We start from the raw sequence: 1,037 nt of genomic DNA, 5'->3' as shown, positions 1-1,037 counted from the left end.
CTCCGAGACCCGTCGCCACATCGTCCGCGGTCTGCGGACGTTGCGGAACAAGCGCGAAGCGCTGCCCCCGAAGAAGCACGGCAACATCCCCCTCTGACCCCACTGACCCCACTGACCTCACGGACTTCAGAAAGGGCGGCCAATAGTGTTCACGGTCGTACGGGGCAATCCCACTCCCGAAGAGCTGGCCGCCGCGCTCGTGGTGGTCCAAGCCCGCGCCGCAGCGGCCTCAGCGGTCCCTGCGACGCCGCAGCACCTGGACAAGTGGACGGTCAAAACCCGCAACATCTCGTGCAGCGCCCCGCTCCAGCCGGGCCCGGCAGCGTGGCGCAGCTCCTACTGGCCACGCTGAGGAACCCACGGGGCCCGCATCCGCGACGTCGTCGCACAAGCACGGCGAACTCCCTGGCCCTGGCGGCCGGTGGGGTCCTCCCGCCTCGCTGACCATTCGAACGGAGAGACCGTGGAGACGCCGCAACAGCGGACAGCTCGTGCCGGTGCCGCGCCGGCGCCGGGCACCCGTACCGTCAAGCCCTGGCTTGACGGCCACGACCGCGGCGCCAACGTCATCGCTCTGTTCCCGCGCGACACCGGCTACGAGGTCAGCGGCACCGACCCGCACCGGGCCCCGGAACAGATCGTCGCCATCGTCGTCGCCGAGGATGCACCAGTCCTGGGTCTCTCCGTCCTTTCAGGTGCCCACCTGACGATCGCGCAGAAGGTGATCAACCTTTCCGTGCCGGAGGACGCGGTCGATGTCCGTGTCCTTGTCGGCGACATCATCCCCGACGTCGACATTCCCTCCCTGGAGGCCATGGGCATCCGCGCGGTCTCCACCCTCGGCGCGGACATGGGCCAGATCCTCGAAAACACCGACCGGCTCTACGCCGCCCCGAACCAGACCCTGGAGCCGACATGCTGATGAAGGTGCTTATAGCCAATCGTGGCGAGATCGCTGTCCGTGTTGCCCGTGCCTGCCGGGATGCCGGGATCGCGAGCGTAGCCGTCTACGCCGATCCGGACCGGGACGCATGTCA

3 protein-coding genes are annotated in these 1,037 nt (G+C 68.4%); all 3 read left to right on the top strand.

What is annotated here, in order from left to right; genetic code table 11:
• The first annotated feature begins 145 nt into the window (after nucleotides 1-145).
• The gene (locus ACFXB5_RS53810; RefSeq protein ID WP_106969309.1) at nucleotides 146-352 is read left to right on the top strand and encodes an acyl-CoA carboxylase epsilon subunit; all 207 of its coding nucleotides are present in this window, start codon (nucleotides 146-148) and stop codon (nucleotides 350-352) included.
• Between the two features lie 111 nt (nucleotides 353-463).
• Nucleotides 464-922: a cobalamin-dependent protein gene (locus tag ACFXB5_RS53805; RefSeq protein WP_385223407.1), complete on the top strand. Its 459-nt coding sequence runs from the start codon at nucleotides 464-466 to the stop codon at nucleotides 920-922.
• A partial coding sequence (locus ACFXB5_RS53800) for a biotin carboxylase N-terminal domain-containing protein (RefSeq protein ID WP_385223409.1) occupies nucleotides 919-1,037 on the top strand: 119 nt, incomplete at its 3' end. The genes ACFXB5_RS53805 and ACFXB5_RS53800, both read left to right, overlap by 4 nt.

The organism is Streptomyces sp. NPDC059455 (assembly GCF_042750115.1).
GTDB lineage: Bacteria > Actinomycetota > Actinomycetes > Streptomycetales > Streptomycetaceae > Streptomyces > Streptomyces endocoffeicus.
The sequence above is the reverse complement of the archived record's forward strand: the minus strand, read 5'-3'. Positions and strand labels throughout refer to the sequence as shown.